The organism is Psychrobacter sp. Cmf 22.2 (genome assembly GCF_001921745.1).
Classification (GTDB): domain Bacteria; phylum Pseudomonadota; class Gammaproteobacteria; order Pseudomonadales; family Moraxellaceae; genus Psychrobacter.
On sequence record NZ_MRYA01000005.1, the window covers coordinates 76,947 to 103,498 of the forward strand.

The window sequence follows — 26,552 nt, forward strand, 5'->3', positions numbered from 1 at the left end:
GTTTTTTGGAGTCTATACAATGTCTTCTGCTTCTTCTGTTTGCGAACATTTACATGATGTTCAACACTTTACGTCATATGATGTGACTGAGCGTTTAGAGACCGCCAAAGCTCAATGTCGGTTGCGCGGTGTACGCTTTACCCCGCTGCGTCAGCAGATATATGCACTAATATTGCAAGCCAATAAGCCAATAGGTGCGTATGACTTGATCACAGAGCTGCAACAAATGCGGACGACTACGAGGGCTGACAATGCAAAAGCACCAGCTCGAAAAAACGTAGCCCCGCCAACTGTCTATCGCAGCTTAGAGTTTTTGTTGGGTGAGGGATTGATTCACCAATTGACTTCGATCAATGCTTATGTCCCTTGTTGCCATCCACGTGATGAACATACTGCTGCGTTTTTAATCTGTGAAGTGTGTCAGCGTGTACAAGAGTGTAGTAGCCTGCCAGTACAAGAAATGATGAGCTTTGCAGAGCAAGATGCCGGTTTTATGGTTTCTCGTAGCGTCATTGAGATTAGCGGACGCTGTCAAAGTTGCCAATAAAATATCTATGTTCTATCTACCCCTTCTTCTTACGTCTATTTAATTTTCGGCTGTTATCTTATGAGCCTTTTAGAGCAATCGTCCAATAATAAAAACATCTCTTATGGGTTACCGTTACTTAGCTTGAATGGTATCAATTACCATATTGGTCAACAGCGTTTGGTCAAAGACATCAATATCGATATTGCTGTCAATGAAACTGTCAGTCTGATCGGTCCAAACGGTGCAGGCAAGTCGACGTTGGTCAAACTTATCTTAGGTCTCATCACGCCCACAGCAGGTAAGATTATTAATCATCAACCATTGCAACTTGGTTATGTGCCGCAGCGTTTTACGGTGCCGCCTATCTTACCATTACGAGTAAAAGACCTTTTGACTCAGGCAGACAGACGTCGTTTAACATCAGAACAACGCCAGTTTATTTTTGATAATTTATCCTTAAATCATCTGTTATCACGGCAAATGCTACATCTTTCTGGCGGTGAAACGCAGCGCGTACTACTGGCACGGGCCTTACTAGATAAGCCCAATTTATTGATTTTAGATGAGCCAATGCAAGGGCTTGATCCTGATACTGAGGTTTGGCTCTATCAATTTATCGATGAGCTGCCAGATTTTTTGCGTTGTGCGATGTTGGTGGTGTCACATGATTTACATTGGGTCATGAAAGGCAGCCGGCGGGTTATTTGCTTAAATAAGCATATTTGCTGCGAAGGTCAACCGAGCGAGCTTGCCATCACCGCTGAATTTCAAAAATTATTTGGTCATCATTATGAGCAGCCTTATGTGCATAAGCCCCATGCTTGTGAGCATCAGGCACCAAGCGAGTTATTATAAGTACTATTGTGAGCGACCTTTTTTGGCTCTACAAATCTACTGACGTACTTTTCTTTATATAACCTTTTAATCCCTATTACGAAACGTTCTGTGCTTAGGGCATGTTCTCAATTTAATCGATAGTCATCTAAATGAGGACACACCTTAGTATTAAGCAATGTTCTTTTATTTTAACGGAAGACAGCTTTTATGACCGCTTGGTTAGCTATCATTGCCCCTGCCTGGATTGCCGGCAGTATATTAGGTCTACTATCAGCCCCACTTGGCTGCTTAGTATTATGGCGACGGATGGCGTTTTTTGCCGATGCCTTGTCTCATGGGACACTATTAGGAGTCGCGATTGCAGTTTGGTGGCAGTTGCCAATGGGTATTGGTATTGCCATCGTCAGCGTTCTAGTAGTGTTAGCCCTGTTATTAATTGAAGATGAGCGCCTACCTACTGACGCAGTACTGGCAGTGGTGGCAGTGTCTTTATTATGTCTGGGGCTATTGACCTTAACTCAGCTCACTGATCAGCAAGCAAATGTTTTAGGGTTTTTATTTGGCAATTTACTTGAGCTTGATTGGGCTGACTTGCCATTGCTCGCTGGTAGTGTGCTAGTAGGGTTAGTGTTTTTGGCCTATATATGGCCCGCTCAAATAAAACTTGCTACTCACGAGGCTCTTGCCCGCATTCAAAGGGTTAATCCGACAAGACAACGCCTGTTTTTTATGGGTGTGTTGGCAGGTTTTTGTGCCATTGCTTTGCAAGCCGTTGGCAGCTTATTAATCAGTGGCCTACTAGTATTGCCCGCATTAACGGCACGTTTGTGGTCAACAGCTCCTAAACAGATGGTCGTCTTTTCACTCATAATAGCGCAAGTAGGCGTAACGCTAGGCATTTGGGGTAGTATTTGGCTTGATATACAGACTGGACTTGCTATAGTTTTAGTATTAGCGGTCTTATTTTTTAGCGCCCTTTTAATAACCAAAACAGTGACCAAGATACGTGTTTAGCTTTACTAGGTATTTTTAATGCTTAAAGTCGTTTTAACCAATGGAATACTTTAGCATTATCAATAAGTAATTTATAAACCTTGTTTGGCATTTAGTGCTAGAGATTACATAACTTTTGTGCTATAAGTTTGCACTATTATTTTTTATAGTGGTTTTCTTAGGCTTTAATTGTCTTGATGTAGTAAGGGATCGACCTTATGCCAAGTTATCCTGCTCGTGAAATCAGCAGCCCAGATGGTCAGGTAAATGTATTACAGATTACAGATATGCATTTATCTACCGTACAAGCAGTACAAAAGGTAGCTTATAAACAACCAACCTCTGAATACTGTTGTACATATAGTTTTGAGGCAGTATTAGCACAAGCATTGAGCGAAGATATTCGCTGTGATTTGATTTTAGTCACAGGCGATTTGGTTAATGTGGTCAAGCCTGCTATTTATGATCATATTTTTAAGGTACTGCATGATACCGGCATCCCTTTCGCTTGTATTGCTGGCAATCATGATGTAACAGATGAGCTTGGTGGCAAACTACCATATTCTCAGCGCCAGCTCATCCCTCAGCCTGCAGACGAACGTCTACTCAGTCGCCACGTAATACATACAGACTACTGGCAACTATTGCTACTAAATTCTGCAATTCCTGGTAAGGTCGCAGGTGAAGTGACCAATACAGATATTGACTGGTTATGCGCGCGTTTGAGTGCCTGCGACAAACCTGCGCTTATTGCCTTACATCATCATGTGATGCTCATGCACTCAGAGTGGATAGATGCTCACATTGCAGATAATGTATCTACTTGTTGGCAACGTATGGCGGCATTTCCACATTTGCGCGTGATTATTAGCGGTCATACGCATCAAGACCAAGTTCGCTATCAAAATGGGGTTACCGTATATACCACTCCATCAACCTGCTATCAGTTTAAGCCTTACGAAGATGACTTCGCTTATGATACAAGTGCATTACCTGGTTACCGTTGGTTGCAATTAGCCAACACTGGGCAGGTTGCAAGCTGGGTCAAAAGATTAGATACTTAGCGGCCAGTTTTATTGCTTCGATGAATAACACTGTTTATATAGCTTTGTTATCTATTGATTTTCATCATTTATAAAGCTTAGGATTTTAGTATAGTGTGTAAGATATTTTATTAAATAATACTAGGCAATGATAATAGAATAGACGATACTGCAAATAATGATACAAGCTAAATAGACTTTAGTTAGATGGATATTAAAAATAAGATGGAATAGGAGCGCCTAGCATTAAGTGTTAGGCAAATTATAGTGGCTAGGATAGCTGAGACGACAACCAGTTAAGTGTTCACAATCAGCCGTGTACTCATGAACATTATTATTTATACCTAGATGATAATGTTCATTATAGCAACGACAAGATGCGTACTTATTTATGAATAATGTCCATCATTATTGTTATGTCGATATGAGCGTACCTTTAAAGCAGCTGTGTTACTTGCGTTACCCTGTGATAAAACGGTCTATAAAAGATAAGTAATAATCTGTGTTGACACTTATCCAAGTTTTATCCTTTAAAACGTCGTTTCATTGAATTAATTTGAAAAAGTAGGATACCCATATGAGCACCCTGACTAATAATCCGAGTGATGTCAAATTCACCCCTTACGAGCCTGCCAAAGACGAAGAGTATATGTCTGATGCGCAGTTAGAGCATTTTAAAGCCATTTTATTGGACTGGAAAAATCAACTAATCGGCGAAGCTGACCGTACAAAGACTTATATTCAAGATGAGTCTAGTGCCATGCCAGATATTAATGATCGGGCCACTCAAGAAGAAGAGTTTGCACTAGCATTACGCACGCGCGACCGTGAACGCAAATTGATTCGCAAAATTGACAAATCTATGTCAGAGATTGAAAACGATGATTATGGTTTTTGTGAAACTTGCGGAGTAGAGATTGGTTTGCGTCGTTTAGAAGCTCGACCAACAGCAACGCAATGTATTGACTGCAAAACGTTGTCTGAGATGAAAGAGCGTCAAAACCAAGGTCATACATAACATACTATTCCTACTATATAGGACTGATCTCGTTGATCAATTCAATTAATTAGTCCAATAGTATTCAATGCAACAAGCGACCATCCAATTGGTCGCTTGTTGCATTTTACGGCCTACCCTAAAGCCTAAAATCAGTTAACAAAACTTCTTAATTTAATAAATATCTTTTCCCCTAACGCTCTTTTACGCTATTCTTATTCTTTTATTATTATAGCGGCTTATTTTGACACGCATTCATACTACTGATACCCCTACAATGACACTATTTAAACCAACGTCTAAACTGACGTCACTGTCGGCGTATCCTATTGGGCGTTTTGCTCCTTCACCCACCGGCGAGCTGCATCTTGGTTCCTTGACCACGGCGCTGGCAAGTTACTGTCATATCAAATCACTAGGCGGCGACTGGCTTCTACGTATTGAAGATACCGATACTGAGCGCTGTGACCGACAATTTAGTGAGCAAATACTGATAGACTTAGAGACCTTAAACTTGCATTGGGATGGCGATGTCGTTTATCAGTCCGAGCGCATTGATATTTATAATGAATATCTATCTTCCATACTGGCCCCTCTAACTTACGGTTGCCTATGCTCACGTAAAAGCCTTGAACGTTATTGGGAGCAAAAAGCCATAATAGAAAGCGCAAACTTGCAAAACGCCACTCAAAAACTTCTTAATAGACAGCGCTACCCACGCTGCTGTATAGAGGCACATCTTGATAAAGACCGTTATAAACTACGCCTGCAGCTACCAGATTATCTCATAGGTTTTCAAGATGGTATTCAAGGATTACAATGGGATAATCCGCAGCAAACCTTGGGCGATATGGTCGTTCGTCGCCAAGATGGCATGATTAATTATATTTTGGCAGCAAGCCTTGATGATGGGCTACAAGGAGTCACTCACATCATGCGCGGTTTAGATATCTTACCTATGACGACTGCACAAATCAGCATCATGCAAGCTGCACGTTTACCAGCTATAGATCAGTGGTATCATTTGCCACTAATATGCAATCCTGATGGACAAAAGCTCTCTAAACAAAACCTTGCCCAACCTATAGATACTCGTAAGCCCAGTCAGCTGATTGCGATGGCTTTACAGTTATTAAAGCAGCCTGCTGTCGATATGGATACTCCAGCTCGCATGCTCGAGCAAGCCATTACACAATGGGACAACACGCCCTTGCAAGGTAAGAATGCACTAAATATCATCGCTCCTTAACTAATCACTTCAGAGCAAAAAGCGCCACCCAACGGCGACGCTTTTATTATCTTTAGGGTAATAACTGACATAGATTAATGACTAATATTAACGAATATACGTCATTCTGTTTGTCTGTCCTAGCACTTTCTTTAGAAATAACGGCACTGGCTTTTTTCTATCTCAGGACTCTCGTTATAAATCTTGAGTAGCAGCGCCACCATCACCAAACTAATCAGCATTGATGACCCACCATAACTAAAGAACGGCATCGTTAATCCTTTAGTCGGCATCGCTCCCATATTCATAGCAGCATTAATAATCGTTTGTGCAATAAAAATAATGCCGATACCAAAAGCGGTATAGCTCATACGCATTTGCCGACGTTTTAGCGCATTATAACTAATACGCATAGCACTACCGATGATAAGTGCTTCTAATATCAAAATCATCGTCACGCCAACGAAGCCTAGCTCTTCACCAGTAATGGCCAACAAAAAATCTGTATGTGCCTCAGGTAAATGTGATAGTTTTTGGACGCTTTCACCATAACCTACACCTGTAAACTGTCCACGACCAAATGCAATCAAGCTGCGTGCCAATTGATAGTCAGTATCTTGAATATCATCAAAGGGATCTAAAAACGATAACACCCTTGTCAGACGATACTGAACCATAGTGACTGCCAGTACGCCAAGCACACCTACGACCGCCCCTAGCGCGACAAATTGCTTATAAGGTGCCCCAGCGATATAAAATATAGCAAACACTGTGCCGACGATGACCACCAATGAGCCAAAATCAGGCTGCAATAATAATAAAAAAGTCAGCAGACCGATCACTAAAGAGATGCGTAAAAACCCATCCCAACCGTTACGGACTTCAAACGAGCGTCGCACTACAAAGTCAGCAACGAAGACAATGACCACAAGCTTCGCTAGTTCTGCGACCTGAAAGTTAATCACGCCCAAGTTTAGCCAGCGTTTTGAACCATTAATAGGCGTACCAAATAGCGTCGCTATCAAAAGCGCACCAGTGACACCTAGCAATATAAACTGTGTCTCAGTCTGGTAGAGGGTTTTTAGTGGTACAAAGTAATACGGTATCGCTGCAGCGATTAGCCCGATGCCCATGTATAGCAGCTGATGTTCAAAAAAATACAGCTCGCTCATGCCGCGACTTAGTGCAAAAGGAATAGAGGCTGAAGCCACCATAAGTAAGCTAAGTACCATCATACAACCAACGCTAGATATCAAAATTGCGCGTGCTGAAGGTAAAGAGAGAACACCATCTGCGCCAGAAGTTGGCTGAGACTTTTGAGAAGAACGAGAAAAAAAAGAGAGCGCCATAATATTCAAGTATATTAACAAACAAAAAAACACGACATCTATCCGACGCCACCGTTTAAACCAAATCAAATAGAAAACAGACTTAATAGCTATCACAACTAGTAAACGTACCATCGCTTTTAGTAGACGTTAGTTGGCGACTACTAAAAAGAGGTTCTTCATAAACCAGAACTGGCTAACTGTGTTTGACAGTAGCAGTAATTTATAAGCAAAACAATCATTTATCATCTAAATAGATGAATTAACTGAGCGTATTGACAGCATCAGTATCTGTAACCAATTGCGTTACTAACTCACGAAAGTAATCGCCGCGAGCAGCATAACCACTGAACTGATCAAAGCTTGCACATGCAGGTGATAATAACACTGCTTGTACTTGCGACAAGCTGCTACTAGTCACTTGCTGAATAGTAGCAAAAGCATTTTCTAACGTCTGACACTGCTTGAGTAGCACATCATCATTTAGCTTGGCTGCACGTAAATGCTGCTCAATCTGCTGGCTATCTTCCCCAATCAATAAAACCTGACTGACATATTGATTAATAAAAGGTGCCAGCTCACCGAACTGTTGGCCTTTGCCTTGACCCCCTAAGATTAGAAGTAGTTTACCGTCTTTGGCCGCATACACTGCACCTAAACCCTCAATAGCAGCAATGGTCGAGCCAATATTGGTACCTTTAGAATCATTGAAATAATCAATCCCTGCTACAGTTTCGACATACTGACAACGATGATCAAGCCCTGTAAAGCGTTGTAAGGTTGCAAGCATACTATCGATAGGTAGACCTGCAAGCTCGCCTAGTGCCAGAGCCGCTTGAGCATTAAGTAAATTGTGGCGACCTTTAATAATCAGCTTGTCTGCTGATAGTAGCCGCTCTGTACCACGAGCTAAATAAATCTGTCCATCGACATCAGTTATCAAACCATACTGACCTCTATCTGGCGCATGAATACCAATACTTAAACGCGGTAAATCATCAGCGACCAATGGCCGAGTAAGTGCATCCTCACGGTTGATTACTACCGATTTGGCACCTTGAAAAATACGGTGCTTGGCCTGATGATAACCAAGCATATCGCCATGGCGATCTAAATGATCAGGAGACATATTGAGCACTGTTGCTACTTGAGCGCCCAGATTGGTCACTGTTTCTAATTGAAAGCTAGACAGCTCAAGTACGGCTAAAGCCATATCGCTATTAGATAAAAGATTTAAAGCTGGAACGCCAATATTACCGCCGACACCGACATTGATTCCAGCATCCGCAGCCATTTCACCAACCAGTGTCGTCACGGTGCTTTTGGCATTAGAGCCCGTAATCGCGATGATGGGAACATCACAAGCCTCACAAAACAACTGAATATCGCTTATTATCGGAATATTGGCTTGCCGCGCTGCTGCGATCGCTTGAGTGTCAAGAGAAATACCAGGACTAATAATAATACGTGCGGCTTGTTGCAATAACTCTGCATCAATAGCACCAAACTGACGAATTTCGATAGCAGCAGGAAGCTTATCTGCTAATACTGGTGCTGATTGACCATCTGTGACTGCTACCTGATAGCCTTGTTCAGTCAAATAACGCGCTGCCGATAGCCCTGATTGACCCAATCCGACCACCACTTGTAGGCCACTGCCTTTATGGATTAGAGTTTTTGTTGCAGCGAGGGTCGTCATATATCTTTCCTTTTCTGAGACTATGGTCTGGCTATCAAATATGGGTGGTTATCGATAAGACATCGGCTAGATAGACGATATGATATTTTTAACTATTATAATGGTAAGCATGATAACGGTATCGTGCATGTTTCGGTACTGCTTTTTCATTACTTTGTGCTATTATGCGCATGTTTTTATATTAAGTTACTGAGGCCTTAACTGATAATTTAGTTTTGTATGTCGATTGAATGTGTTATGACCTATATTATGGCATTTATCGCAAGGCTATTAGACCTTGGTAGCGAATCATACTGTCACTAGGTTGCAGCAGACGCTTATTTATAGTTACTTTTTCATAGCTATTCTGCCTATCTTACCTGACAATCTATCTGCTGTGATACATCATCATAGCCATTTGAGTACTATCTTAGGTTTTTATCATATTTTACTATTGGCAATACTGCAAACGACTCGGTAGCCAAATGTTGTGAGATATTCATAATCTTTAGATAGTGAAAGTGCAAGACCGTTTGACAGTTTTAGTCTGTTAAGCGACGCGGTAGCTTCTTTAGCGGCTAATATTATCTATAAACGGTTATTGTTGATAGATAATATAACCACTAGCGGATGATTACTTTTTTTGCCTCCAAATCTATGCAGTTTACTTATGACATCTTTTTTTGATAGCTTACGTGATGAGTGGTTTTCTAATGTGCGCGGCGATATGCTGTCTGGTATCGTTGTTGCATTGGCGCTGATTCCAGAAGCCATTGCTTTTTCTATTATTGCAGGCGTCGATCCAAAGGTTGGTTTGTACGCCTCATTTTGTATTGCCGTAGTGATTAGCTTCGTTGGCGGTCGCCCAGGCATGATCTCAGCTGCGACAGGTGCGATGGCGCTTGTTATGGTTGATCTAGTCGCTGAGCATGGGCTGCAATACTTGCTTGCAGCAACACTGCTATGCGGCGGTATCCAAATTATCATGGGTATCTTAAAGCTTGGTAATCTGATGCGCTTTGTCTCTCGCTCAGTAGTGATCGGCTTTGTCAATGCGCTGGCGATTTTGATATTTGCCGCTCAGCTGCCAGAGCTTAATCCAGCGACTGAACGTGTTGGCTTGACCGTCTATATGATGACGGCAGCTGGTCTAGCAATTATCTATCTGTTTCCGCTTATTCCCAAGATCGGCCGTATTGTGCCATCACCGCTTGTGTGTATCGTTGGTCTGACAGCTGTCGCATTATATATGAATTTAGACATTCGTAATGTAGGCAGTATGGGCGACCTACCCGATTCGTTGCCTGTGTTTTTGCTACCTGATATTCCACTCAATCTAAACACGTTACTGATTATTGCTCCTTACTCTATTGCGTTAGCCATTGTTGGTTTGCTCGAATCGATGATGACCGCTACGATTGTAGATGAGTTGACCGATACGCCAAGTAATAAAAATCGTGAATGCCGTGGTCAAGGTATTGCCAACGTCGTTTCAGGTTTTTTTGGAGGTATGGCAGGGTGCGCGATGATTGGTCAATCCATGATCAATGTAAAATCTGGCGGACGTACGCGCTTATCGACATTGATGGCGGGTGTAGTCTTATTGATTATGGTGGTCTTTTTAAGCGATTGGGTCAGTCAAATTCCAATGGCGGCTCTCGTTGCTGTTATGATTATGGTATCCATCGGTACATTTAACTGGCAGTCTATTCGAGAATTTAAAACGCATCCTATGTCGTTTAATATTGTCATGCTAGCGACCGTCTTGACCACTGTCTTTACTCACAACTTAGCGTATGGGGTTGGAGTTGGGGTTCTACTATCAGCCTTGGCTTTTGCTAACAAAATTGGACAATTCTTAACCATATTTAGTGAGTATGATGACGGTAGCAATACTCGTTATTACTACGTCCAAGGACAAGTTTTCTTTGCATCGACAACGCAATTTTTGCAAAGCTTCGATACTAAAGAGGCAGTAGACAATATTGAGATCGATGTCAGTCACGCGCATTTTTGGGATATCAGTGCGGTCGATACTTTAGATAAGTTGGTCATGCGCTTGCAACGCGAGGGTATTGATGTCAAAGTAGTTGGTTTAAATAACGCCAGTCGCACGTTGATCGATCGTTTTTCTATTCACGATCGCCGCGATATCGGCCTATTAGATTAGCAAATAGGCTCAAACGTCTAGTTTTGCTCTCAGAGTTTGCTGAACAGTGGCTATCAGTTATGGCTGCTGTGCTGCTCTGTTTCGCTTAACTGTACTTTTTTTTGAGATGATGTGGTTGCCCTTATGAGTAACTTAAAACCAGATAGTGTTATTGCTTGTTTAGATTGTCCTGACCATGTACAAGCTGTATTGGATGCTAGTATGTGGGCCTCAAAGCGTATGCAAACGCCCGTCGGTCTACTACATGCAGTACCAAGCGTACAGCAAAAGGCAGCTATCAACTATTCAGGCTGTTTAAATATCGACGATGAAAATCATTTACTTGATCAATTTACAAGTCATGAGCATCTGAGCAACTCAGAGCTCAAAGCACAAGGCAAACTTCTACTGCATCAAGCAGCGGCTTATTGTGAGCAAAATTTGCATAAGCGTAAAGTCTATACGCTGCATCGTCATGAAACGCTCGGTGATAGTATCGATTATGTCGATGAAAAATCACAATTGATAGTCATCGGTCATCATGTTACCTGTAAATCTACCCTAAGTCAGCTGATACGTTTGAGTCATTGCCCCATTTTGGTGACTCATGCACCATTTTCGCCCCCTACTACCGCTTTATTTGCATTTGATAATCGCGCCACTTCACATAAAATGCTTAATTGGTTATGTAAAACACCGCTGATTAGAGCCTTAACCATCCATATTGTGATGGTTGGTAAAGATACCTCTGAAAACTGTGATGCACTACGCGAAGCTTATGCACGTCTCAAGCAAGCAGGTATCAATTGTAAAAAAACTTTATTGAACTGCCGCGATGTTTGTGCTGCTTTGAACTATTATCAAAGCGAGCATAATATTGGCCTGCTGATGACTGGTGCTTTTGGACAATCGCGGTTACGTGAGCTACTCAAAGGGAGCGAAACTGAGAAGTTATTGGGCACTACTAAGACGCCTTATTTACTTTTTCCTAAAGCCTAAATTCCTTTATCTTTGCTATTACAGCGTATAAGTTATTACTAATATCGAAGCTACCTGTACTGCTCTTAGCGTAGGCAGCTTCTTATTTACAGCCCAATCTACTGTCTGGCTATCAGACGATTATGTTGTAAACCCGCCCTACTTTTATCTTCGTATGCCATCATTCACTGACCTCTATAACGCCTTATTATCTACGCTGTTATGATAGATACCTGTATCCGGATTTTGTTTTGACATCTAAGTTCCCCTCTTTGTAAGATTTTCGCAAATCATCACAGGATACCCTCCCCGTAGGGTATGAAAGTTGGTTATAATAAAGTTCTTGTTGCACCTAACGTCACAGGCAATACTGCTGTATTTATCCTAAAATTACTATGTAATTATCAGGACTATCTCGTTTTTATTGCACCATATACGATGAGAATTTAAAGCTTTTGTCCGTTATAGTGGTGGTCATTTTTAAGGTAGATAAGTCCAAACGTTCCTCCCCCTTGAGTACGTCTGGCACATTTTTTGAATGACTTATCACAAGCATGGCAAAGCTATGATGCATTAAAAGTATGCAATGGCCTGCGACATCATTCATATAAGGAAATTTTTTATGAAGTTAATCACTGCGATTTTAAAACCATTTAAGCTTGATGATGTGCGTGAAGCACTGTCAGATATTGGCGTCAAAGGCGTCACTGTCACCGAGGTTAAAGGGTTTGGTCGTCAAAAAGGACATACTGAACTGTATCGCGGTGCAGAGTACGTAGTGGACTTTTTACCAAAAGTAAAGGTCGAGGTAGCGGTTATCGACGAGATGGTTGAGCCAGCTATTGAGGCTATCACCCGTATTGCCAGCACTGGCAAAATCGGAGATGGCAAGATATTCGTGACAGCACTCGAACAAGTTATTCGAATTCGTACCAGTGAAACAGGTCCAGATGCTATTTAGAACTTATAGTTAAGCCATGAATAAGTAGTTTTGCACACTATTGGTGCAAATATAGTCTTAGTAAACGTTATAAGGATAATTGCTCCATCATGTACGTCTAAAAGCAAACCAATCTACCGCATTGTCAATTCAAGGGGGAATTAAGATGCAAAGTCAGATTTTTGAGCTGCAATATGCACTCGACACGTTTTATTTTTTGGTATGTGGCGCACTGGTCATGTGGATGGCCGCAGGCTTTACCATGTTAGAGGCCGGACTGGTTCGATCCAAAAATACTGTCGAAATTTTAACCAAGAATATCACTCTTTTTGCAACCGCCTGCACCATGTACATGATATGTGGCTACGCTATTATGTATGGTGGCGACTGGTTTTTAAGTGGTATTGCAGGTGATGAAACTTTAGTAAAGGACGCTTTAACAGCCTCAGCCGAAAATGGCTTTGAAGGTGATTCTGTCTACTCTGCAGCATCTGACTTTTTCTTCCAAGTTGTCTTTGTAGCCACTTGTATGTCGATTGTCTCAGGCGCTGTCGCTGAGCGCATGAAACTCTGGGCTTTTTTATTATTTGCAGTAGTAATGACGGGCTTTATCTACCCACTAGAAGGTAGTTGGACTTGGGGTGGCAGCGATGTCTTTGGACTATTTAACTTAACTGATATGGGCTTTTCTGACTTTGCAGGTTCTGGCATTGTTCATATGGCAGGGGCAGCAGCCGCATTAGCTGGTGTATTATTTTTGGGTTCGCGTAAAGGCAAATATGGACCCAATGGTGAGATACGAGCGATTCCTGGTGCTAATTTGCCATTAGCAGCCCTTGGTACATTGATACTGTGGATGGGCTGGTTTGGCTTTAACGGTGGTTCAGTATTGAAACTGGGCGATATCGCTAGTGCTAACGCAGTCGCAATGGTGTTTTTGAATACCAACGCTGCTGCAGCAGGTGGCGCAATTGGCGCTTTATTACTAGCACGTCTTATCTTTGGCAAAGCAGATTTGACCATGCTCTTAAATGGTGCATTGGCAGGCCTAGTAGCCATTACTGCAGAACCTTCTACCCCATCTGCACTGCAAGCGACGCTCTTTGGTCTTATTGCAGGGGCAATTGTCGTATTATCTATTCTTGCTTTAGATAAAATAAAAATTGATGATCCTGTCGGGGCCATTTCGGTCCATGGTATTGTTGGCCTGTTTGGTCTACTAATCGTCCCTATTACCAATCCTGCTGCTAGCTTGCTGGGGCAGATAGCGGGCGCTGCGACTATTCTTATCTGGGTGTTCGTTGCTAGCTCCATTGTATGGGCGATTATTAGAGCTACTATTGGTTTGCGTATCTCTGAAGAAGACGAGTACGAAGGCGCTGATATTGCAGAATGCGGTATGGAAGCTTACCCTGAATTTACTAACTAATTTTACTCTAAAAGTCAGCTTGTTTTGGCAATATTAAAATTTATTAAAAATAAACCCGCATGACCAATTGGCGATGCGGGTTTTATTATTTTTTGTTCAATACAATCACATAGTAGATGTCAAACAGTTGTATGAATAACAATATTGCTTATTTCTTTTTCCAAGTTTGACTACGTGAAAATGGTCCCAGATAGCCTTTTAAATTAAGCGTATTACCTTCCAAACTGGCAGTCATACGGTAGGTTTTGTTTTTCTCAGGATCAGTGATAGTTCCACCACTATACTTACCGCCGCCATCCGCTTTTAGATCAGAGATGATAGTCATACCGACGTGTTTCTTACCTTTTTCTGATACGGTACTGATAAGCTTACCAGTTAAGACACCGTTTGACTCAGTGATTTTGACCACACCTTTCGGCTTGCCATCGTCAAAAGTTTGCCAAGTGGTGTTGGCTAATGGGTCAGCTGCCATTGCCATAGTGGCCATGCTAATACCAGCAACTGCTAACACAGATTTTGTAAATAATTTCATAGATCGACTCCATTCGTATGATGATTCAAAAACAACGTTTTTTGTGCTTATCCTATGTCATCAGTCGTTTGCTGCCGCCTTCTATTAACATCTTAAGCGCTACAATCAACTTAAATGACACCTTCTGCACTCATTATAGACAAAATCCGAACTTTGCCTAGTAGTTTTTTATAGATAATTGTTTCTATAAAATCAAAACTATATCAAATAGTTACATGAAAGGATTGTCTATATCTTTGTCTGGTCGGTCACTGTTTTCTTTTGACGAGAGCGTTTTTTTATTATTTTGATTAGAATTTTTGAAAGCTTGTAATACCTTAGTCGTCAACTCATGCAACTGCTTTGCTTGCTCGTAGCCTGACTCATCAAGCAATAAATCAAGATCTCCATAAATGATAATTTTGTCTTCTTGATTTTCTATGATTAGCTCACCAACTTGCATACTTTGATGATTATTCGCGAATGGTTCAATCATTTTACTCTCCATGTCTGAGTAACATTGGATATTATTCACAGGTAAATAATGGACATTATTCAAGCTGGCTATAATTTATGCTTGCAGCTGTGCAACCAACCATTCAAGAATTGCCCATACAAACAGCATCCAAGCAGGCCCTTCAGTTGGCGCATCGCTCGGTGTATCTGTACTTTCTCCAGCCTTTAATGGCAACTCTAATGCTTGCGTTTTGGTTTGAATATCAAGCACTGGTAAAACATCAATGCCAGTCTCAGCTGTCAATTCATTAATACTAATGATTTCTATACGCTCGGATTCGTCGTTGGGGGCATAATATACACCCGCCTGATTGGTCGCTGGAATATAAACGGCCTTGAAAAAATGACTGGGCACCAGCACTCGTCCAGCAAGCTGTTTGGTTTTCTTATTAGTAAATGCGACACCTGTGACCGTATAAACTTCACCATACTGCTGTGTTAGGTAACGCGTAGCAGACTCAATATTACGCCAAATATAGCGGTTATTGCGTGGCGACTGCGGCGCTATATTGGCCAAACTAAAGCTGTCGTATTGCTGGCTGCGGGTGGCCATATCGGCATTGGGTGCCAGATGCCCGCGATCGTAACCAGAACCTGAATAATCTGACAGTGAAGCACGTGCTGACTTCGGAACTCGGCTTTCTTCATGAAAGCTATCTTCCCGATCGATGTCTTTGGCTTGCTGCAAACGCTTGCGGGTTAGATGTTCTGCTGACCATAACGGTGTACGTGATATCCCAGAATACATGACAGCAAAACCATCCATACATAAGGGTTGTGTCTTATTATTTAGCTTATTATTAATAAATTCAGGGTAGATACCACCATAAAAAGACTGGCTACATTGGGTAAAGTCATCCGCCTGCGCCGATGATAGTCCTACTGTGACAGTAAATACTGTTATTATAATGCTATTTTTAAAAACGTCTTTATACCTGCCAAAACTTATCATGCAACTTTCAACCGTCTATGCTCGCTATTACGTATACGCTATCCTAGCAGGGGTCTACTAATAAAGAAAGATAAGGCGTAAGTCGTGACATTTTAAATCATATCCGCTATACTTAGGCGTTCAAAAATCGGTGAAGTGGGTGAGTGGCTGAAACCGCACGCCTGGAAAGTGTGTATACGTTCATAGCGTATCGAGGGTTCGAATCCCTCCTTCACCGCCAATCTTATCAAATGCTAGTTTTCCTATCTTGTCCTAAACACTCCTATACACCTCTGCAACCCTTTATAAATAACGCTTCTAGCGTTTTTTTTATGTCTAACGTTTTCCTAATCTATCCGAACATGACCTACCTATCCCATAGCTTGTGTTGGTCTATCTGTTGGTCTATGATTTCATTAGACCTCAAAAAGACCAACATTTAAGCTTTATTATTCAGTATTAGACCAACGTATTTGTTGTATCACTTGAATTATATAGCTTATAGCCATAGGGAATAGACCAACATGTTAAGCGATAGTAAGATCCGTAAGCTTAAACCTAGTGAGAAATGCACGCCTGCGCGTCCTGACAAATACAGTGATCAGCAAGGTTTACAGCTATTAGTACGCAATACTGGCACAAAGACATGGATAAGCGCCTATCGCTTTGATGGTAAGCAAACACGAATGACACTTGGCACTTATCCTCTTATGTCGTTGTCTGAAGCAAGGCAGGCTAATACTGAGATCAAGGCACTACTCACCGATGGTATCGATCCAAAAAATAAAAAGCGTCAAGACAAGCTTGCCAATATCCAAGCGCAGAAGTTTAATGACTACGCATTAGATTGGCTTAATGAGCGTCAGCGTAACGTCAAACCGCGTACCTATCAGCAAGACTATAATCGTATGCATAAAGACGTGTTGCCACACTTTAAAGGTATTGCTTTAAAGGACGTGAGCTTTGAAGATTGCCGTTCAATGGCAGATGAGATCGAAAAGCGTGTGAACAAAGACGGTGAGCCACCGCGTGAAGTCACCAGACGTACTATCGATTTGGTTGCTAATGTCCTAAGGCGTGCCAAACGTGAACGTATTATCGAGCAAAACCCAATCGATGATCTAAAAGCGCTCTACCCTAAAGCCAAAAGTCAGCACATGAAGCACGTGGATATTAATGAGCTGCCTGCGCTACTACAAGCTATCGAAGGCTATCATGGTCATGATCAGACTCGTTTAGGTATGAAGTTTTTAGCCTATTCATTTTGTCGTACTATCGAGCTACGTATGATGAAATGGTCACACATCGATTTTGCGAACCGCTTATGGCGTGTTGATATCGATAATCTTAAAATTGCACGTAAGCACGTTGTACCATTGTCAGATCAGATGCTCGCAGTGCTAGAAGAGATGAAACCTATCACAGGACAATATGAGTATGTGTTCTATCATACGGGCATGCATCAGCCGTATAGTGAAGAGTTCATTAATAACGCACTTGATATCTTAGGCTACGCAGGTAAACAGACAGGTCACGGCTTTCGCCATATCGCCTCAACCAACTTAAACGAGCTTGGCTATATGGGCGATGCTATCGAAAAGCAAATGGCCCATGATAAAAAAAGCAGTATTAGAGCGGTATATAATCATGCACAGCATTTAGAAGAGCGCCGTAAAATCATGCAGGTCTGGGCAGACTTTTTAGACCTGCTAAGAGACACAGGCGAGGTTGTAGACTTTCAGACTGCGAGGCAGCAGATTGAGCAGTCGCTTAATAGTCCGAAAAATGCGCTATTAACAGATGTCGACAGCAATGCTCTAATACAAGCTTTATTAGATAAAGGTATAAGCCCTGAAGACATGAAAAGATTAGCGAGCAAGAAGTAGTACTAAGCGATCCATACTGGATTGACGGCAATAATTTATCTCATGCAATGAATTAAATATATCATTACCTTTTATTATAGTTTAACAAAGCGTCTCTTTGTCTTTTTCTTTTGTTAGTTTGATTTGGCTTTATTTCTAAGTCTTTTATGGCTTCCTCAAGCTCGATAGGTTCTTCAACTTCAATAGCCTCTTCAAGCTCGACAGGCTCTTCAACTTCAATAGCCTCCTCAAGCTTAACAGACTCTTGTTGTTTGATAGGCTTTTCTAATGGTGACTTTTCCTTAACAGACCTTCTGCCGCTAATAAGTTTATCAATCGCCGACACTTCATACGTATTATCTAAATCTACTTTTTCAATCAGTGCCTCTATGACCTTTTTAGGAGTAGCGTTCAATTGACCAGATAACTTAATTAGAGTGCTATGTGCCTCTTTATTAAGCGTAAGGCTACGGTCATTTTTTGTAGTAGATCTGATTTTCCTATGCTCACGTGAACGTCGTGCCTTTATTAACAGATTGATAATTTCGTAAGCACTAAGCTTTGCGAAATTTTTCTTTTTATTGATATTATCGAGTTCTTCTTCTGATTGGTTTGTGGTGACAGTATTTATATCATTTTTTACACCATATGGGTATAGAGATGCATCAGCCGAACTAGTGATGTATATATACTGCCGTATATCCAAAGAAGCTTTAACTAGTGCAATTTTATCCTTTTTACTCACTGGTACAAATATACCAACGAGTACCAGTATTTCATCAGCTTTGAACCTTTCCAGAATAGCGTCAACTTCATCTACAGGAAGTTTGTTAAGCCAATTTAGAAAATGATCATCGATGCGGTTCGAAACGTAATTACCTTGATGATTATTGAATGAAGTTCGATGATCAATGGGTAAATCATATGTATTGTGGTCAAATGCTCCTCTAATTATCTCAGCAAGATCTCCCCTCAAACTGCATCCATGAATATCTATCACGTGTAACAAACGATTAACAAATTCAGCTTCAGAAGTAGATCGTAAATAACTTAAGAAAAACTTTCGGTTTGAATGATTGAAAGTAGCCATACTATAGCTCAGCCATATTGCAGCTCTCAACTCGGTTTTGATCCATAACAAATCGTTATCATTAATAAGTATTTTATGTACATTATCACCTATTATTTGAGCAGCTTGATTTGGATTCTTTTCCTTCTGTAAAGCATCCATTAAGCATTTATGTACTGCAGTTTTATCTGGTAAATCAAATATACCTAGGGCTGTAGTAGTTTTGTTTTTCTCAAAATACGCAAGAGAATAGTAAAAAACATAGGCTTGTCTCACCGTGAGTTTTTTGACTACATTATCCCAAAGAGGATTGCCTTTATACCTACTTCCGTACAACTCTTCGACGATATCAATATGATCACTCATTATAATAGACTCAATAAATAAGGCTTAATTAGCATAAAAAAAACGCATTTTAGAAGTATAAAAAATACGCTATAGCGTAATAAAAACGTGGTTAACATTGGCTGTTATGACATGCTACATATGAGTTAAATTATCAAATAATGCTTATTTGATAGTCTAATACTATATTAATGGTAATCTTAATCTGTGTTAGAAACAATATTTGATTTTGAGTCAGTTTTTTATAACTTAATTAGTAGCTTTAGCAAGGTGATGAGCTTAGTTATTTTTTCAAATTATTTGGCACCTTCTGAGAAGTCAGATTACTAAGAACTCGTTAATAGATACGAGCCTTATTTACTATCTTTAATCACTATCTAGCTTTGTCAACTATTGTCTGAAGCGAATAAAAATTTTCAGCTAGAAATATAAAATCTAGCATTTAATGCGTTTTATCAAAACGCTAATATGGAAACTTTTGGTTTCCAATTAAACCTATTGGCTTCAAGCTAACTCCATTCTTAACACATTTTCATAATCTCTCGTCTCACTCGTATCCAAATGCCAAATACTAAAAAAGCAGAACGCGCTGTCACGCAATCTGCTTAGTTGGTTATTTATATTATTAACTAAAGATTAAATAACTATGAGTAATTTAATACGCACTTCATTGATGATTATGTACAGCAACTCAAACTTTAAAATCAATGGAGCACACTCATGTCACAATCACTCATCAACCAATCACATCTCATCTCTAACATCGACAGACTGGTTAGAGATATCATATTTAACCCTGTTTGTTTCGAGAACGTCAAAACTCGTTTAAATGGGTTATACCATCCGTTCATGGATAACTTTGATCATACGTTGTTTTATTCACAAACTATCGACTCATTTGTCTATAGCACCGATGCTATCGTCGGTGATTTATATCCGTCTGACGTTATTTGGGATCACGATAAAACACAGCAATTTATTAATAATCTATCGTGCTATAAAAGCACGATAGAGATTGAAGATAATGCCCGACGCTATCAAGAAATACAGAATATGAAAAATCTTGAGTTTTATATCAGAAATTTACTTAATCACTATTCAAAATTATTATTCGTTCGAGTCGATTTGAAATACTTACAAGATAGCAGTCACTTGGTGAATATCGAGGACTTCAACTTGCACATGAAGAAGCTTCGAGAATTTATCGGTAACAAAGAGACTTGCTTTGCAAGTTTGCAAGGCAACGCTTGGGCATTAGAGCAAGGGTTTGAAAATGGCGGTCTACACTGTCATCTACTACTAATCTACGATGGAGCGAAGCGACAAGATGACTGGTACTTGGCTAATGAAGTCGGCAAGAAGTGGCAGAGTATTACTTCAGGTGCAGGCACCTACTATAACTATCATGATGCAGAGACTAAACAGAACTACCAAAAAAATGGAAAGCTAGGCATTGGTATGATTCACCGTGATAAACCACAGCAAGTAGAGAACGCTGTATGTACAGCGCTATACTTGACTAAGCCTGAAAAGCAAGGACAGCACTTAAAAGTCTGGTTACCTAGCATGCGCACCTTTGGCCGTGGGATTTATAGAACGGCTAAGCGTCGTGGAATACCTCCTATATCAAACTAATTTTAAATACATACTACTGTCATGAGATCGAGCATTAGCGTCTTAGTGCTCATCCTTACTCACTGATTAAAGGCCTGCCTCGTGCAGGCCTTTTTTATGCGCGCAATAAGGAGCCCTTATGAAACCAGTATGTCCACGCTGTCAGTCGTCCGCTGTTTATGTGATGATTGATAGTACTAACCATCAGCTTATTGATGAGCTGTTATCACCCGCTGCACTGATTGGTCTTGGTGTCAGTCTATGCAAATCATTCAAAGTCCATCCTGTGATCGGCGTGATTGCAGGTACTGCGATTGCAACCGTCATCGAGCTTGCAAAGCTTCATAGCGCTTTACCGATGCTAGTTAATAAGCAGCATCGCTGTGATGACTGTACGCACATTTTCTCAACCATCAATTAATGAATAAACGCATTACTTAATGCTTATAAACAATTAAACCTAAAAGGAAATTAATCATGGCACATTTAATCGAAAACATGGCTTATGTTGGCGATACCCCTTGGCACGGCTTAGGTAGCCAGTTGCCAAAGAATCAACCTATCGAAGTCTGGGCTCGTGAGGCTGGTATGGATTGGCGTATCGAGTCCTCCGATGTCAGCTACATGGCTAGTAATGAAAAAGGGCAAAGCCTGATCATGCCTTTTGATAGCAATAAGGTGTTATACCGCTCAGATACGCTTGAGCCGTTATCAGTGGTCAGTCAACGCTATCAAGAAGTACAGCCGCGTGAAATTCTAGAGTTCTATCGTGACTTAACCGAGCACTCACACTTTGAGCTTGAGACCGCTGGCGTTTTAAAGGGTGGTCGTAAGATGTGGGCTCTTGCTCGTACAGGTCAGTCCATGACCCTAAAGGGCGGTGATGTTAGTAATGGCTACCTTTTGCTGGCTACCGCTTGTGATGGGACGTTAGCAACGACAGCGCAGTTTACCAATATCCGTGTGGTGTGTAATAACACCTTAGCGGTAAGCCTCGCTGATGGTAGTGGCGGTGTGGTCAAAGTACCGCATAGTACCTCCTTTGATGCTGATCGCGTCAAGCAGCAGCTAGGCGTCTCAGTCAAGCAGTGGAACGAGCACATGTATGAGATGAAGCAGCTGACCCAGCGCCGCGTTACTCAAGCAGAAGCGGCAAACTATCTTAATCGAGTCTTCAACGATCAAGATAACGACATCATTCTGTTTAACAGTGCTAAGAAAGAAAAGGACGCCGTACCGAATGCTCGCGCCATGAATCAGGTGATGAGTATGTTTAACGGTCAAGGTCGCGGAGCTGATCTCGATTCAGCGCGTGATACCGCTTATGGCCTGCTATCTGCTATGACCGAGTATGTGGATCATGAGCGCCGTGCTATGTCTACCGATCACAGACTAGACTCAGCGTGGTTTGGTGCTGGAGCTAAGCTGAAGGAGAAAGGCTTAGAAGAGTCGCTACGTATGCTGGCTTAATCAGCTACAGCTTTATATTTAAACAATCAACCACGCCTTAGGGCGTGGTTTTTCTATGCCGATTATTCAACCAGTCACATTCACTAATCCATTTATAAGGAATTTATCATGGAAACCATCGCTTTAAATACCAACGTTCAGCCAAGTCGTCGTAAGCGTAAAGTAGTACAAGCTAAGCACACCAAGCCGAATACTAACATTAACGCTAAGACTAACACTCAAAATAAGAAGGAAATCGTTAAGCAAACCAAATCTACTATGCCCAGGCGCTTGGTTAGTACTAAGGACTTAAGCCGTGACAAGTGGCTTGAGATTCGCCGTCAAGGGATTGGCAGTAGTGATGCTGCCGCTGCTTGCGGTATTCATCCTTACTTGTCAATGCTAGAGCTATGGCTGATTAAGACGGGACGCGCAAGCTCAGACTTAGAGGAAAGCTTAGAGGGATATGCGCCACTGTATTGGGGCAATACTTTAGAACCGATGGTCGCTAAGTACTACCAAGAAAAGACAGGCAATAAGGTAAGGCGCGTCAATGCTATCTTGCAACACCCTGAGCCCGATAAAGCCTTTATGCTTGCCAATCTTGACTATGCAGTGACAGGTAGCGAGGAAGTGCAAGTACTTGAATGCAAAACCGCTGGTGAGCATGGCGCGAAATTATGGCGAGATGGCGTACCGTTATACGTGACTTGCCAAGTACAACATCAGCTAGCGGTTACTGGTAAACAAGCCGCTCATATCTGTGTATTGCTATGCGGACATGAAGCGAAGATCTATAAGGTTGAGCGTGATGAGCGCTTAATTGAATCGATCATCGAGCAAGAGCGTCTGTTCTGGCAGTACGTAGAGACTGATACACCACCAAACCCTGATCATAGCGAGTCAGCAGCCAAAGCGTTAAAGCTACTTTATCCAACGCCTAAGCCGTCAAGCAGGATTGACTTTAAGAACGATGATGGCGCGAACAAGCTGTATGAGCAACTGCTGAGCTACCGTGACTATATGCAGGAACTAGAAGATCGCCATGACCAGGTGAAGCATCAATTGCAAAACTTAATTAAAGACAATGAAGTGGCTGTATTTAACCAAGGCGCTATTTCATGGAAGCGCTCTAAAGATAGCGTTGGTCTTGATAGTAAGGCCGTTGTTAAAGCGCATCCTGAGCTATTAGCCAAGTTTAGTAAAACCAAGCAAGGCAGTCGCCGCTTTGTGGTCTTAAGCGATTAAGTGCTTATGCCAAAAGCACACTATTGACTCATGCAATAAACCTACTAACGACAGCAAACGCATAAATGCCCACCTTCATAGGTGGGCTTTTTATTTGCTTTACCCATTTTATTAAACACAAGGAATACCACTATGATTAAAGGTCTAACCATAACCCCACCTGTACTTGGTCGCATTAGCATCGGTAAAGTCATCTTAAAAGATGGCAAACGTCTCCCTGCCAAAGACGATCAATTCACCATCACCAGCCAAGTGCAAAATAAAGACGGCTGGATCAATCATCCCCTAAACGAGGTGCTGCGTAAAAGTAAAACCGATAAGCTCAGACAAATACCCGTACGTATGCTATTTAATGATCCTGAGCTAAACCTGCGAGCAGAATACACGCTATTTGATCGACAAACGGGACGCCCCTTATGCGTAGGCGACGGTGAGCACTGCCAACGTCGAACCAACAACGGTGTGGAGCAACTGCCTTGTCCTTCGCCTGATCGCTGTCCCTTAGCTCAAGGCGGAGCCTGTAAACCATACGGTCGTCTCTACGTTAATCTAAGTGAAGACGATGAGCTTGGCACCTTTGTCTTTCGCACAACTGGCTTTAATAGCATTCGTACGCTTGCCGCTCGTTTACGCTACTTTGCTGCGGTATCCGGTAATAAGCTGTCTTGCTTGCCGCTGCAACTCACCCTACGTGGTAAAAGTACGACGCAAAGCTATCGTACGCCTATCTACTTTGTGGATCTAACGCTACGTGAGGGGGTAACGCTTAAGGAAGCGGTCTCTAATGCGCAAACCATTGATAATGAGCTGATCGAACATGGCTTTGATCAAGCGGCTTTAGAAGCTATAGCAAAGCAAGGCTACGTGAACTCTTGCTTTGAGATCGATAGTGAGATGGCCTACGAGGTAGATGCGTTTGATAGTAGCGACGGTGATGATCAAAATGCCGAAGGTCAACAAGACAACTCACCAAAGCCGTTGCCCATGCATGACGTGACAAGCATAAAGCAGGGGCTACAGCAAAGCGTGACAGCGGTAAGCTAAGTTAAAGCCACAGCATAAAAAGGAGCTGATTCGTTCAGCTCTTTTTTTATGGGCTAAGCAAAAACAGGACGCTATAGGATGCCGTAAAAAAATATAGGACTCGGTAAGTATATGAGAGGACACGCTCTCATTCACTTATAAGGAGATGATTATGAAACAGTTAAACGCAAGCACTCAACAGAATAATTCAATACCAAGCATGCCACTGATACCTCGTATGCTACCGCTTAAACAAGTCGTATACTATACAGGCCTTAGTAGCACAACAATTTACGACATGCTCGATAAAAGATCAGATCGTTATGATTCGACCTTTCCTGTTCAGGTCAAGCTATCAAAAGGTAGAGTGGCATGGGTTGAGAGCGAAGTCTCTCAGTGGATTGAGAATAAAATAATAGCCAGAACACAGTCACTATAAGCAATAAACCCCAGTTTGATAAATGAACTGGGGTTATATTCTGATATCAGTCATTATAACTGAACCAGCTATTCTAAATAAGTTATACCTTACATGCTACGCTGGCTGCTTTAGCTTCCTCATAAACACCATAAGCATCTAGCCCTAAAGCACTAACGTCATCAAGATATTTTTTTGTACCTTTTTCAAGTGGACCTTTCCAATCCGGATCATTGAGTGGGTCTGGAATATTAACTACTTCATCCCCTCTCTCAATCGCTGCTTGTATTTGTGTCGAGTAAGTTTCATCCCACATTGCCCCTACTTTTTTACTAAGCGCCATACCTGAATTGTCATCAACGACTTTTTTCAAGTCTTCTGGCAAACCTTCGTATTTATCTTTATTCATAGTTACCATTAGAGCAGAGCTATAAAATGGCATGTTAGTATGATATTTCGTCAGTTCATTAAGCTTAAAAGTTTCCATGGCTTCCCATGGAAAGCTTAAGCCATCAACAACACCTCGCTGTAAGGAGGTATATATATCAGTAGCAGGTAACCCCACAGGTGAAGCGCCCATACTTTCAATGATATCCCCTGCCACTGCCGAAGGTCTACGTATGCGCATACCTTTCATATCTTCAGGAGTTTTTATTATTTTATCTGTACTATGTAAAGTCCCAGGCCCCGTAGCGAACATAAAAAGCAAATGTGAATCTTCGTACTCACTAGAGATAGTCCCATTTTCATAAAGGGTTTGTAACATACAGCCTGTTTGTGTCGACGAGTTAGACAATCCTGGAAGTTCTGCAATCTGGGATAGTGGGAATCGACCACTCGTATAACCTTGCACTTGAGAGCCAATATCAATCGTTCCTTTTACGGCAGACTCATAAGCTGTATCTGCTTTACTAATCGTTGCTGAAGGATATACTTCAACTTTAAGACGACCATTGGAGTCTGCTTCAATTTGCTTGGCCCATGGTTCAAAAATCTGTTCATTAATGTCAGATGTCGCTGGGTAAAAATGTGAAAAACGTAGAACAGTGGTATCTTGTGATGAGGCAACTTCACTACTCTTATCGGTTTCGCCAGAACATCCGATTAAGCTGATAGCTGCAAATGCAGTAATAGAAAATAAAGAGAAAAGTTTCACTATTAATTCCTTTTGATAGTGATTGCAAGTAGGAGATCATTTGACATAACGTATGGTATGAATCGTTTAAAAATAACAGTTATAGTGATACCAGTCAAATCATTTTACGTATGCCTGAATGTGTGTATAATCCGTAGATACTCAAGTTTTATTTTTAAAGGTCGCTAACACTTTCTGCTATTAAACTTAACGTTATCTAGTACGTTAAATGACAAAAATTGATATAAGATAAATTTCTGTTACTAGCACTTCGAACTTAGCGTTATTTTATATAAAAT

The 26,552-nt window shown here is 41.4% G+C and carries 24 protein-coding genes and 1 tRNA gene; 18 read left to right on the plus strand and 7 right to left on the minus strand.

Features of this window, described 5'->3' with window-relative positions:
• The first annotated feature begins 19 nt into the window (after window positions 1–19).
• From BTV98_RS09900 to gluQRS, 6 genes are all read left to right on the plus strand, one after another.
• The gene (locus BTV98_RS09900; protein WP_058369624.1) at window positions 20–547 is read left to right on the plus strand and encodes a transcriptional repressor; all 528 of its coding nucleotides are present in this window, start codon (window positions 20–22) and stop codon (window positions 545–547) included.
• A gap of 60 nt (window positions 548–607) precedes the next feature.
• Entirely contained in the window at window positions 608–1,384 is a 777-nt protein-coding gene (locus tag BTV98_RS09905; protein WP_058369625.1) for a metal ABC transporter ATP-binding protein, read from the plus strand.
• A gap of 189 nt (window positions 1,385–1,573) precedes the next feature.
• Window positions 1,574–2,380, plus strand: a complete 807-nt coding sequence (locus BTV98_RS09910; protein ID WP_058369626.1) for a metal ABC transporter permease — start codon at window positions 1,574–1,576, stop codon at window positions 2,378–2,380.
• 197 nt (window positions 2,381–2,577) lie between these two features.
• The gene (locus tag BTV98_RS09915) at window positions 2,578–3,423 is read left to right on the plus strand and encodes a metallophosphoesterase (RefSeq protein ID WP_058369627.1); all 846 of its coding nucleotides are present in this window, start codon (window positions 2,578–2,580) and stop codon (window positions 3,421–3,423) included.
• A 556-nt stretch (window positions 3,424–3,979) separates the two neighbouring features.
• Window positions 3,980–4,420, plus strand: a complete 441-nt coding sequence (gene dksA / locus BTV98_RS09920) for an RNA polymerase-binding protein DksA (protein WP_058369628.1) — start codon at window positions 3,980–3,982, stop codon at window positions 4,418–4,420.
• A 256-nt stretch (window positions 4,421–4,676) separates the two neighbouring features.
• Entirely contained in the window at window positions 4,677–5,648 is a 972-nt protein-coding gene (gene gluQRS, locus BTV98_RS09925) for a tRNA glutamyl-Q(34) synthetase GluQRS (RefSeq protein ID WP_178379377.1), read from the plus strand.
• Window positions 5,649–5,779: 131 nt separating this feature from the next.
• Here the strand turns inward: gluQRS and ftsW are convergent, their stop codons facing one another.
• Window positions 5,780–6,976: a putative lipid II flippase FtsW gene (gene ftsW / locus BTV98_RS09930; protein ID WP_058369629.1), complete on the minus strand. Its 1,197-nt coding sequence runs from the start codon at window positions 6,974–6,976 to the stop codon at window positions 5,780–5,782.
• Between the two features lie 241 nt (window positions 6,977–7,217).
• Window positions 7,218–8,654 (minus strand): UDP-N-acetylmuramoyl-L-alanine--D-glutamate ligase, encoded by a 1,437-nt coding sequence (murD, locus tag BTV98_RS09935; protein ID WP_058369630.1) that lies wholly within the window; start codon window positions 8,652–8,654, stop codon window positions 7,218–7,220.
• A gap of 649 nt (window positions 8,655–9,303) precedes the next feature.
• Here murD and BTV98_RS09940 point away from each other — a divergent pair.
• The 4 genes from BTV98_RS09940 to BTV98_RS09955 all read left to right on the plus strand — a co-directional run bounded on the left by BTV98_RS09940 (window position 9,304) and on the right by BTV98_RS09955 (window position 14,129).
• A complete protein-coding gene (locus tag BTV98_RS09940) occupies window positions 9,304–10,803 on the plus strand; it encodes a SulP family inorganic anion transporter (RefSeq protein ID WP_058369631.1) in 1,500 nt (499 codons plus the stop codon).
• 123 nt (window positions 10,804–10,926) lie between these two features.
• A complete protein-coding gene (locus BTV98_RS09945; protein ID WP_058369632.1) occupies window positions 10,927–11,781 on the plus strand; it encodes a universal stress protein in 855 nt (284 codons plus the stop codon).
• Between the two features lie 601 nt (window positions 11,782–12,382).
• A complete protein-coding gene (locus BTV98_RS09950; RefSeq protein WP_058369633.1) occupies window positions 12,383–12,721 on the plus strand; it encodes a P-II family nitrogen regulator in 339 nt (112 codons plus the stop codon).
• Between the two features lie 145 nt (window positions 12,722–12,866).
• Window positions 12,867–14,129, plus strand: a complete 1,263-nt coding sequence (locus BTV98_RS09955; RefSeq protein WP_058369634.1) for an ammonium transporter — start codon at window positions 12,867–12,869, stop codon at window positions 14,127–14,129.
• Window positions 14,130–14,277: 148 nt separating this feature from the next.
• On the opposite strand, the gene BTV98_RS09960 is transcribed toward BTV98_RS09955, so the two are convergent.
• The 3 genes from BTV98_RS09960 to BTV98_RS09970 form a co-directional block, all read right to left on the minus strand.
• Window positions 14,278–14,661, minus strand: coding sequence for a DUF2147 domain-containing protein (locus BTV98_RS09960; protein WP_058369635.1), 384 nt, complete (start codon window positions 14,659–14,661; stop codon window positions 14,278–14,280).
• A gap of 211 nt (window positions 14,662–14,872) precedes the next feature.
• A complete protein-coding gene (locus BTV98_RS09965) occupies window positions 14,873–15,136 on the minus strand; it encodes a hypothetical protein (RefSeq protein ID WP_058369636.1) in 264 nt (87 codons plus the stop codon).
• A 75-nt stretch (window positions 15,137–15,211) separates the two neighbouring features.
• Window positions 15,212–16,108 carry a DNA/RNA non-specific endonuclease gene (locus BTV98_RS09970; RefSeq protein ID WP_058369637.1) on the minus strand — a complete coding sequence of 299 codons (897 nt, stop codon included), beginning with the start codon at window positions 16,106–16,108 and terminating at the stop codon, window positions 15,212–15,214.
• 129 nt (window positions 16,109–16,237) lie between these two features.
• Between BTV98_RS09970 and BTV98_RS09975 the strand changes: the two genes are divergently transcribed.
• Window positions 16,238–16,328, plus strand: a tRNA-Ser gene (locus BTV98_RS09975).
• A gap of 283 nt (window positions 16,329–16,611) precedes the next feature.
• Complete coding sequence (locus tag BTV98_RS09980; protein WP_075103510.1) at window positions 16,612–17,973, plus strand: integrase arm-type DNA-binding domain-containing protein; 1,362 nt, start codon at window positions 16,612–16,614, stop codon at window positions 17,971–17,973.
• Window positions 17,974–18,037: 64 nt separating this feature from the next.
• Here BTV98_RS09980 and BTV98_RS09985 read toward each other — a convergent pair whose 3' ends face one another.
• Window positions 18,038–19,387, minus strand: a complete 1,350-nt coding sequence (locus tag BTV98_RS09985) for a hypothetical protein (RefSeq protein ID WP_075103511.1) — start codon at window positions 19,385–19,387, stop codon at window positions 18,038–18,040.
• A gap of 699 nt (window positions 19,388–20,086) precedes the next feature.
• Here BTV98_RS09985 and BTV98_RS09990 point away from each other — a divergent pair.
• From BTV98_RS09990 to BTV98_RS10015, 6 genes are all read left to right on the plus strand, one after another.
• Window positions 20,087–21,001: an inovirus-type Gp2 protein gene (locus BTV98_RS09990; RefSeq protein ID WP_075103512.1), complete on the plus strand. Its 915-nt coding sequence runs from the start codon at window positions 20,087–20,089 to the stop codon at window positions 20,999–21,001.
• Window positions 21,002–21,119: 118 nt separating this feature from the next.
• Window positions 21,120–21,401, plus strand: a complete 282-nt coding sequence (locus BTV98_RS09995; RefSeq protein WP_075103513.1) for a hypothetical protein — start codon at window positions 21,120–21,122, stop codon at window positions 21,399–21,401.
• Between the two features lie 56 nt (window positions 21,402–21,457).
• On the plus strand, window positions 21,458–22,450 hold the full coding sequence (locus BTV98_RS10000; protein WP_075103514.1) for a DUF932 domain-containing protein: 993 nt from the start codon (window positions 21,458–21,460) through the stop codon (window positions 22,448–22,450).
• Between the two features lie 108 nt (window positions 22,451–22,558).
• Window positions 22,559–23,677: a YqaJ viral recombinase family protein gene (locus BTV98_RS10005; protein ID WP_083606178.1), complete on the plus strand. Its 1,119-nt coding sequence runs from the start codon at window positions 22,559–22,561 to the stop codon at window positions 23,675–23,677.
• 132 nt (window positions 23,678–23,809) lie between these two features.
• Window positions 23,810–24,721, plus strand: coding sequence for a hydrolase or metal-binding protein (locus tag BTV98_RS10010; RefSeq protein ID WP_075103515.1), 912 nt, complete (start codon window positions 23,810–23,812; stop codon window positions 24,719–24,721).
• Window positions 24,722–24,872: 151 nt separating this feature from the next.
• Window positions 24,873–25,139 (plus strand): AlpA family transcriptional regulator, encoded by a 267-nt coding sequence (locus tag BTV98_RS10015; protein WP_075103516.1) that lies wholly within the window; start codon window positions 24,873–24,875, stop codon window positions 25,137–25,139.
• 82 nt (window positions 25,140–25,221) lie between these two features.
• On the opposite strand, the gene BTV98_RS10020 is transcribed toward BTV98_RS10015, so the two are convergent.
• The gene (locus BTV98_RS10020) at window positions 25,222–26,274 is read right to left on the minus strand and encodes a TRAP transporter substrate-binding protein (protein WP_075103517.1); all 1,053 of its coding nucleotides are present in this window, start codon (window positions 26,272–26,274) and stop codon (window positions 25,222–25,224) included.
• Window positions 26,275–26,552: the final 278 nt, after the last annotated feature.

Excerpts from the sequence above, each read along its gene's own strand:
- BTV98_RS09900 (WP_058369624.1), top strand. The coding sequence starts at position 20 with ATGTCTTCTGCTTCTTCTGTTTGCGAACATTTACATGATGTTCAACAC.
- BTV98_RS09905 (WP_058369625.1), top strand. The coding sequence starts at position 608 with ATGAGCCTTTTAGAGCAATCGTCCAATAATAAAAACATCTCTTATGGG.
- BTV98_RS09910 (WP_058369626.1), top strand. The coding sequence starts at position 1,574 with ATGACCGCTTGGTTAGCTATCATTGCCCCTGCCTGGATTGCCGGCAGT.
- BTV98_RS09915 (WP_058369627.1), top strand. The coding sequence starts at position 2,578 with ATGCCAAGTTATCCTGCTCGTGAAATCAGCAGCCCAGATGGTCAGGTA.
- dksA (WP_058369628.1), top strand. The coding sequence starts at position 3,980 with ATGAGCACCCTGACTAATAATCCGAGTGATGTCAAATTCACCCCTTAC.
- gluQRS (WP_178379377.1), top strand. The coding sequence starts at position 4,677 with ATGACACTATTTAAACCAACGTCTAAACTGACGTCACTGTCGGCGTAT.
- ftsW (WP_058369629.1), bottom strand. The coding sequence starts at position 6,976 with ATGGCGCTCTCTTTTTTTTCTCGTTCTTCTCAAAAGTCTCAGCCAACT.
- murD (WP_058369630.1), bottom strand. The coding sequence starts at position 8,654 with ATGACGACCCTCGCTGCAACAAAAACTCTAATCCATAAAGGCAGTGGC.
- BTV98_RS09940 (WP_058369631.1), top strand. The coding sequence starts at position 9,304 with ATGACATCTTTTTTTGATAGCTTACGTGATGAGTGGTTTTCTAATGTG.
- BTV98_RS09945 (WP_058369632.1), top strand. The coding sequence starts at position 10,927 with ATGAGTAACTTAAAACCAGATAGTGTTATTGCTTGTTTAGATTGTCCT.
- BTV98_RS09950 (WP_058369633.1), top strand. The coding sequence starts at position 12,383 with ATGAAGTTAATCACTGCGATTTTAAAACCATTTAAGCTTGATGATGTG.
- BTV98_RS09955 (WP_058369634.1), top strand. The coding sequence starts at position 12,867 with ATGCAAAGTCAGATTTTTGAGCTGCAATATGCACTCGACACGTTTTAT.
- BTV98_RS09960 (WP_058369635.1), bottom strand. The coding sequence starts at position 14,661 with ATGAAATTATTTACAAAATCTGTGTTAGCAGTTGCTGGTATTAGCATG.
- BTV98_RS09965 (WP_058369636.1), bottom strand. The coding sequence starts at position 15,136 with ATGATTGAACCATTCGCGAATAATCATCAAAGTATGCAAGTTGGTGAG.
- BTV98_RS09970 (WP_058369637.1), bottom strand. The coding sequence starts at position 16,108 with ATGATAAGTTTTGGCAGGTATAAAGACGTTTTTAAAAATAGCATTATA.
- BTV98_RS09980 (WP_075103510.1), top strand. The coding sequence starts at position 16,612 with ATGTTAAGCGATAGTAAGATCCGTAAGCTTAAACCTAGTGAGAAATGC.
- BTV98_RS09985 (WP_075103511.1), bottom strand. The coding sequence starts at position 19,387 with ATGAGTGATCATATTGATATCGTCGAAGAGTTGTACGGAAGTAGGTAT.
- BTV98_RS09990 (WP_075103512.1), top strand. The coding sequence starts at position 20,087 with ATGTCACAATCACTCATCAACCAATCACATCTCATCTCTAACATCGAC.
- BTV98_RS09995 (WP_075103513.1), top strand. The coding sequence starts at position 21,120 with ATGAAACCAGTATGTCCACGCTGTCAGTCGTCCGCTGTTTATGTGATG.
- BTV98_RS10000 (WP_075103514.1), top strand. The coding sequence starts at position 21,458 with ATGGCACATTTAATCGAAAACATGGCTTATGTTGGCGATACCCCTTGG.
- BTV98_RS10005 (WP_083606178.1), top strand. The coding sequence starts at position 22,559 with ATGGAAACCATCGCTTTAAATACCAACGTTCAGCCAAGTCGTCGTAAG.
- BTV98_RS10010 (WP_075103515.1), top strand. The coding sequence starts at position 23,810 with ATGATTAAAGGTCTAACCATAACCCCACCTGTACTTGGTCGCATTAGC.
- BTV98_RS10015 (WP_075103516.1), top strand. The coding sequence starts at position 24,873 with ATGAAACAGTTAAACGCAAGCACTCAACAGAATAATTCAATACCAAGC.